Origin of the sequence: Algiphilus sp., from assembly GCF_023145115.1 — a bacterium.
In the GTDB taxonomy this organism is placed as follows: domain Bacteria; phylum Pseudomonadota; class Gammaproteobacteria; order Nevskiales; family Nevskiaceae; genus Algiphilus.
In genome coordinates, this window is sequence record NZ_JAGLEJ010000051.1 from 60,922 (window position 1) to 68,081 (window position 7,160).

7 protein-coding genes are annotated in these 7,160 nt (G+C 67.8%); 6 read left to right on the plus strand and 1 reads right to left on the minus strand.

Features of this window, described 5'->3' with window-relative positions; translation table 11 throughout:
• Positions 1 to 48: 48 nt before the first annotated feature.
• The 4 genes from KAH28_RS16545 to KAH28_RS16560 are packed head-to-tail and all read left to right on the plus strand — an operon-like array spanning position 49 to position 3,974.
• Positions 49 to 936 (plus strand): ABC transporter ATP-binding protein, encoded by an 888-nt coding sequence (locus tag KAH28_RS16545; protein WP_290578541.1) that lies wholly within the window; start codon positions 49 to 51, stop codon positions 934 to 936.
• Positions 933 to 1,961: an ABC transporter permease gene (locus KAH28_RS16550; protein ID WP_290578543.1), complete on the plus strand. Its 1,029-nt coding sequence runs from the start codon at positions 933 to 935 to the stop codon at positions 1,959 to 1,961. Before KAH28_RS16545 ends, KAH28_RS16550 begins: the two co-directional genes overlap by 4 nt.
• Positions 1,962 to 1,968: 7 nt before the next feature.
• Positions 1,969 to 2,928 carry an MBL fold metallo-hydrolase gene (locus tag KAH28_RS16555; RefSeq protein ID WP_290578545.1) on the plus strand — a complete coding sequence of 320 codons (960 nt, stop codon included), beginning with the start codon at positions 1,969 to 1,971 and terminating at the stop codon, positions 2,926 to 2,928.
• A complete protein-coding gene (locus tag KAH28_RS16560; protein ID WP_290578547.1) occupies positions 2,904 to 3,974 on the plus strand; it encodes an aminopeptidase in 1,071 nt (356 codons plus the stop codon). The genes KAH28_RS16555 and KAH28_RS16560 overlap by 25 nt, the downstream gene beginning before the upstream one ends.
• Here the strand turns inward: KAH28_RS16560 and KAH28_RS16565 are convergent.
• On the minus strand, positions 3,887 to 4,933 hold the full coding sequence (locus KAH28_RS16565; RefSeq protein WP_290578549.1) for an MBL fold metallo-hydrolase: 1,047 nt from the start codon (positions 4,931 to 4,933) through the stop codon (positions 3,887 to 3,889). The two genes, KAH28_RS16560 and KAH28_RS16565, sit on opposite strands and share 88 nt — an antisense overlap.
• A gap of 223 nt (positions 4,934 to 5,156) precedes the next feature.
• Between KAH28_RS16565 and cysS the strand changes: the two genes are divergently transcribed.
• Positions 5,157 to 6,596 carry a cysteine--tRNA ligase gene (gene cysS, locus KAH28_RS16570; RefSeq protein WP_290578550.1) on the plus strand — a complete coding sequence of 480 codons (1,440 nt, stop codon included), beginning with the start codon at positions 5,157 to 5,159 and terminating at the stop codon, positions 6,594 to 6,596.
• Between the two features lie 78 nt (positions 6,597 to 6,674).
• Positions 6,675 to 7,160: hypothetical protein (locus tag KAH28_RS16575; RefSeq protein WP_290578552.1), on the plus strand; the 486-nt coding region annotated here is incomplete at its 3' end.

A 7,160-nucleotide genomic window follows, 5' to 3' on the forward strand; every position in this document is an offset into this window, starting at 1 on the left:
GCGGGCGCGGAGGCAGTCGGCCGGCCGGCGGTGTAGGCTGCCGCGGCCATGGCGGTTCTCGAAGCTCAGCAGCTGGTCAAGCACTTTCCCGGCAGGCGCGGCGGCGTGCGCGCGGTCGACGGCATCGATCTGTGCGTGTCGGAGGGCATCTGCTTCGGACTGCTGGGACCCAACGGCGCCGGCAAGTCGACCACCATCGAGATGCTCGAGGGCATCGCCCGGCCCACCGGCGGCAGCATCCGCTACCGCGGCCAGCCCCTGGGACCGGCCTATCGCGAGCGCGTCGGCATCCAGTTCCAGGTGACCGCGCTGCAGGAGAACCTCAGCGTGCGCGAGAACCTGCGCTTCTTCTCGCGCCTGTACGCGCGCCGCGCGCCGCTCGACGACGTGGTCGCGCGCTGCCGGCTGGGCGACTTTCTCGACCGCGACACGCGCCAGCTCTCGGGCGGGCAGCGCCAGCGGGTGCTGCTCGGCATCGCGCTGGTCAACGATCCCGAGATCCTGTTCCTGGATGAGCCCACCACCGGGCTCGACCCGCAGGCGCGACGCAACTTCTGGGAGCTGGTGCGCGACATCCGCGCGCTGGGCAAGACCATCGTGCTGACCACGCACTACATGGACGAGGCCGAGCAGCTCTGCGATCAGCTCGCCATCATGGACCACGGCCGCATCATCGCGGAGGGCACGCCGCGCGATCTGCTGGCCGAGCACTTCGGTGACGTCGTGCTGGAACTGCCCGCCGAGGCGCTCGACGGCGCCGGCGCGGATATCGCCCACCAGCAGCGCGGCGCGATCGCCGAAGTGGTCACCGACGACGTCAACGCCACCCTGTCGCGACTGATGGCGGCCGGCGTGCCGCTGGCGCGGCTGTCGGTGCGCGCGCGCACGCTCGAGGATCTCTTCCTGCATCTCACCGGCAAGGAGCTGCGCGCATGAGGCCGGCGGCTGCCTGGCGGCGCTTTGCCGCCACCACGCGCGTGCGCACGCTGGAGTTCCTGCGCGACCGCTCGGCGCTGAGCTGGAACCTGTTCTTCCCGATCATGCTGGTGGCAGGCTTCGCGATGATCTTCTCCGGACCGCCGCAGCCGCTGTTCACGGTGGGCCTGATCGGTGCCGCCGAGGGACAAGCCGAAGCCTTCCTGGCCACACCGGGCGTGCGCGTCGAGACCGTCGCCGATCGCGACACGGCGGTGCGGCGGGTGGCGCGCCAGCGCATCGACATGCTGCTGGATCTGCGCGAGGCACCCGGCCGCTACTGGGTGAATCCCAACGCGCAGACCGGCGCGCTGCTCGAGCACGTGCTGCAGCAGTCGCTCGACGAACCTCCGGTGCGCGCGGCGGTCGAGGGCGAGCCCATCCGCTACGTCGACTGGGTGCTGCCCGGCGTGCTGGCGCTGAACGTCATGTTCTCGTCGCTGTGGGGTGTGGGCTACGGCATCGTGCGCTATCGCAAGAACGGCTATCTCAAGCGGCTGCGCGCGACGCCGCTGTCGGCCTTCGAGTTCATCAGTGCGCAGCTCGCCTCGCGGCTCGGGCTGGTGGTGTTCATCACGGCCGTGATGTTCGTCGGCTGCCAGCTGCTCATCGGTTTCCGCATGGAGGGCAGCGCGCTCGATCTGCTGGCGGTGGCGCTGCTGGGCAGCGTGTCGATGATCGCGCTGGGCCTGGTCATCGCCGCCCGCGTCACCAGCGAGGAGCTCGCCAGCGGCATGCTCAACATCTTCTCGTGGCCGATGCTGGTGCTGTCCGGCGTGTTCTATTCCATCGACACCGCTCCGGACTGGCTGCAGAGCCTGGCCGGCCTGCTGCCGCTGACGCACGTGCTGGAGGCGGCGCGCGCGATCATGCTCGATGGCGCCAGCCTCTGGGACGTGCGCGTGCCGATGCTCGCGCTGGCCGCCATCAGCGCCGCGCTGCTGGCAGTCGGTGCTAGCCTCTTCAAGTGGACTCCCGAAGGATGACGACCCCATGACCGCCGCCGCGCCCGCGAATGCCGAACAGCTTGCCGAGCACCTTTGGTGCATCGACACCGAGCAGGTGCGCGACCGCATGGCGTGCTGCTACCTGATCGGTGACGGGCAGCGCTACGCCTTCGTCGAATGCGGCACCAACGAGGGCGTGCCGCGACTGCTCGCCCTCCTGGACGCGCTGGGCATCGGCCGCGAGCAGGTCAGCCACGTCATTCCCACCCACATCCATCTCGACCATGCCGGCGGTGCCGGGCTGCTCATGCAGTCGCTGCCCGAGGCCCGACTGGTGGTCCACGAGCGCGGCGCGCGGCACATGATCGATCCGACCGCGCTGGCCAGGGGCGTGGCCGCGGTCTACGGTACCGAGGAAGCCGAACGCATGTACGGCACGCTGGTGCCGATCCCCGAGGAGCGCGTCGAAGTCGCCGGTACCGGCGACCGGGTCGCGGTGGGCGGGCGCGTGCTGGAGGTGCTCGACAGTCCCGGACACGCCCGCCACCACTTCAGTCTCTGGGATGCCGCCACGCGCGGCTGGTTCACCGGCGATACCTTCGGCCTGTCCTACCGCGAGTTCGATGGCGATGCCGGTGCCTTCGTGCTGCCCACCACGACGCCGGTGCATTTCGATCCCGATGCGTGGAAGCAGACCATCGATGCCTACATGGCCCGCGACCCGGCCTGCATGTATCTGACCCACTACTGCCGCGTGAGCGACGTCGGGCGCCTGGCGGACGACCTGCGCGCCGGGCTCGACGACTACGTCGCCATCGCGCGCTCGCTGAAGGACACCACCAACCGGCACGAGGCGCTGGTGGACGCGCTCTCCGCGCACGCGGTGGGCAGCGCGCAGCGCCACGGCGCGCCGCTGTCCGAAGCGACCGTGCGCGAGCTGGTGGGGCACGACGTGGAGCTCAACGCGCAGGGGCTCGAGGTGTGGCTCGACCGCCACGCGGCCTGATCCGCGCGGCGGCGACCGCCGCCGCGGCGCTGCTGCTCGCCGGCTGTCAGCTGGGCTACTTCGGGCATCTGGCACGCGGCCAGATGGCGGTGCTGGACGCGCGCCAGCCGATCGAAGCGCTGGTTGCCGACGCCGATACCGACCCCGAACTGCGCCGCCGTCTCGCCATGGTCGCCGAGGCGCGGCGCTTCGCGGTGACGGCGCTGGCGCTGCCGGACAGCGACAGCTACCGCAGCTTCGTGCGCCTGGAGCGCGACTACGTCCTGTGGAACGTGTTCGCGGCGCCGGCGTTCTCGCTCGAGCCGCACCGCTGGTGCTACCTGTTCTACGGCTGCTTCGCCTATCGCGGCTACTACGACGAGGCACTGGCCGAGGGCGAAGCGGAGCGGCTGGCGGAAACCGGGCTGGACGTCCACGTCGGCGGCGTGCCGGCGTACTCGACGCTGGGCTGGTTCGACGACCCGCTGCTGTGGTCGATGCTGTACTGGGACGACGACACGCTGCTGGCGACGGTCTTCCACGAGCTCGCGCACGAGCGCTTCCACCTGGCCGGTGACACCGCCTTCAACGAGTCCTTCGCGACCTTCGTCGGCAGCGAGGGCCTGCGCCGCTGGGCCGCGGCGCGGGGCGTGGACGCGCCCGACACCAGCGCCGGCCGCCAGCGGCGCGAGCGCTTCGTGGGGCTCATCCAGGAGACGCGCGACGAGCTGGCGGCGCTCTACGCGCAGGATGATCTGCCCGCGGACACCATGCGCCGCCGCAAGGCGGAGATCATCGCCGCGCTGCGCGCGCGCTACCGGGCGCTGCGGGAGGGCCCGTGGGCCGACTTCGCCGGCTACGACCGCTGGTTCGCCGAGCCCATCAACAACGCCAAGCTGCTGCCGGTGGGGCTGTACCACCGCTGGGTGCCGGCGTTCCGACGGCTGTTCGAGGCCGCCGACGGCGACTGGCCGGCCTTCTATCGCACCGTGGAGGCGCTCGGGGCGCTTCCCTCGGACGCGCGCGCCGACGTGCTCGACGCGCTGCTGTCACGCGAGGCGGACTGAGCGAAGGGCGCGCGCAGCACCTTGCCGAGTGGCACGGTGGTGAAGGCATCCGCCGCCAGGCCGGCTTCGGCCACGGCCGCGCGCAGGCGCCGGGGCGGCTCGTCCATGGGCTCGGTGGTGAGGCGGAAGGTGCCCCAGTGCATGCCGACGGAGCGCACCGCACCCACATCGCGGTGGATGCGCACGGCCTCCTCCGGATCGACGTGCACCGGCCCCATGAAGTCGCGCGGATCGTAGGCGCCGATGGGGATCAGCGCCAGGTCGATGGGCGCGAAGCGTTCACCGATGTCGGCGAAGTCGCGCGAGTACCCGGTATCGCCGGCGAACAGCACGCGGCGTCCGCCGGCCTCGATCACGTAGCCGGCCCACAGCCGGCGGTTCCGGTCGAAGGCGGTCCGGCCAGAGAAGTGCTGCACCGGCACGGCGTGGATGCGCAGGCGCTCCAGGTCCTGGTGCTGCCACCAGTCGAGCTCGACCACGCGGGCGAAGCCGCGCTCGCGCAGCCATGCGCCCAGGCGCAGCGGCGCCACCAGCAGCGGGTCGTTGCGCTCGCGCAGCCGCTCCAGCGTGGGCAGGTCGAGATGATCGTAGTGATCGTGCGAGATCACCACGACATCGATGCGCGGCAGCTGGTCGATGGCGATGCCCGGGGCATGCACGCGCGCCGGGCCGGCGAAGGACAGCGGCGAGGCGCGCTCGGTGAGCACCGGGTCGGTGAGGATGTTGTGGCCGTCGATCTGCAGCAGGAAGCTGGCGTGGCCCAGCCAGGTCAGGCTGGGATCCGACCGGTTGCCGTGCAGGAAGGCGAGATCGGGCGTCTCGCGCGCGACGTCGGGCACTTCCCGGTCGCCGGTCTGCAGCTCCCACAGGAAGCGCAGGAAGGCCCAGCTCATGCCGTGCGACGGACGGCTGTAGTTGTTGCGGAAGCGTTCGCCGTGGTGGTCGGCGGGCTGGGGCATGGCGGATGTACTCGCGGCGAACAGAAGGGCGGCAACGAGGATGCGGTGCATGGGTCGTCTCTCGTGACGCATCCCCGCACACGATGGGCGCGGGGGCATGCGGTCATTGTGCCCCGGGTTGCCCGGATCCGGGGCGGGCGGTGACGCGTCGACCGTGCGGCTGGCCGCGCGGCGCGCCACGGCGGTATCCTGCGCGGCCCCCGCGCCCGACTCCGCACGCGTCATGCAACTGCACAACACCATCAGTGGCCGCAAGGAGGCCTTCGTTCCCGCCGATCCCGAGCGCGTGACGATGTATGTCTGCGGGCCGACGGTGTACTCCTTCGCGCATATCGGCAACGCGCGGCCGGCGGTGGTCTTCGATGTGCTGGCGCGCGTGCTGCGGCGGCGCTTCGCGGGCGTCGCCTACGTGCGCAACATCACCGACATCGACGACAAGATCAACGCCGCCGCGGCCCGGGAGGGCGTCGACATCGACGTCATCACGCAGCGCTTCGCGGCTGCCTATCACGAGGATCTCGCCGCGCTCGGGGTGGCACCGCCGGACTTCGAGCCGCGCGTCACCGAGCACATCCCCGACATCCTGGCCATGATCCAGCGCCTCGTCGACAAGGGGCACGCCTACGAGGCCGAGGGGCACGTGCTGTTCAACGTCACCAGCTATCCGGAGTACGGACAGCTGTCGCGTCGCGACCGGCGCGAGATGCTCGCCGGTGCCCGCGTCGAGGTCGCGCCCTACAAGAAGGACCCCGGCGACTTCGTCCTCTGGAAGCCCTCCGATGCCGACCAGCCGGGGTGGGATTCGCCCTGGGGGCGCGGCCGCCCGGGCTGGCATATCGAGTGCTCCGCGATGAGCGAGGCCCTGCTCGGCGACACCATCGACATCCACGGCGGCGGCCACGACCTGGTCTTCCCGCACCACGAGAACGAGCGCGCGCAGAGCACCTGCGCGCACGGCACCCAGTACGTGCGCTACTGGGTGCACAACGGCTTCCTCAACGTCGACAGCGAGAAGATGAGCAAGTCGCTGGGCAATTTCTTCACTATACGCGACATCCTCAAAACCTATGATGCCGAGATCGTGCGCTTTTTCATCCTATCGGCTCATTACCGTTCCCCCATCGACTTTTCCGATCAAAACCTCAAAGAGTCGCGTTTAGGTTTGACCCGTTTTTACGAAGGGTTGCAGGCCGCTGCCGAAGTGCTGGCCGAATGCCCGGACAGCGATGTTGTCGCCAGTGATGGTGAGGAGCTGGAAGCCAAGTTCCGTGAAGCGATGGACGACGACTTCAACACAGCATTGGCCATAGGTCACCTGTTTGAAGGTGTGCGGACGATGAACCGGCTGATGGCGACTAAAAAGTTCCGCAAAAAAGCTGATCTTGTAGCGTCGGTACGCGCCTTGTATCAAACATTCTTTAAACTGGGTGATGTCCTTGGCATGTTTGGTTCCGAGCCACAGCAGTGGTTGGAGCAGCAGAACCTGGCTGGATTGGCCGACCTCGGTATCACCGCCGAGCAGGTAGATGGCTGGATTGCCGAGCGTTTGCAGGCACGCCAGGATAAAGACTTTGCCCGTTCCGACGAGATTCGTGATGAGCTGGTTGAAAAGGGGATATTGTTGCTCGATAGTGCCGCCGGGACGACTTGGAAGATTAAGTGACTTGCTGTGACACTTGCAGGGGATATAATGTTTAAGTAGCTTGTCATTTCGTGATTGATACAGACAGGAGATATCTCTATGAATATCAATTCACAACTTACCAATAGTTCAACTTTGCTGCCCGATGTTCAGGTTGATCGCTATCAAAAGCAATCAAAGAATGGGCAAGTTGATGGCGCAACGACCAGCTCACCTGGCTCTGAAGGTGTTGCCTCACAGGCTACGCGGGAGAGTGTTGATCAAGTTCGTCTCAGTCCTGCGGCACGTCAGGCATATGAGGTGTCAACCTTGCCGGCGGATGCACCAAAGGCGATGGCTGGCGAGATTGCTGCCGGAAAAGATGATGGTGATGGTGGCGGTGACAGTATGCAAGTTGCGCTGCCGGGCGAAGAGGTTGCGCCAACTGATGGATCAATCGCTGCCTATGAGAAGCAAGCAGTTGCGGGCGAAGAAAATTCTGTGGACGGTACTGGTCAATCAGAAGATAACGCGCGCTCGGAGGATGCGGATTCGCTTACCTTGAGTGCAGACGCACAGCAGCAGGTTGTCGAGTTGGCACAACGT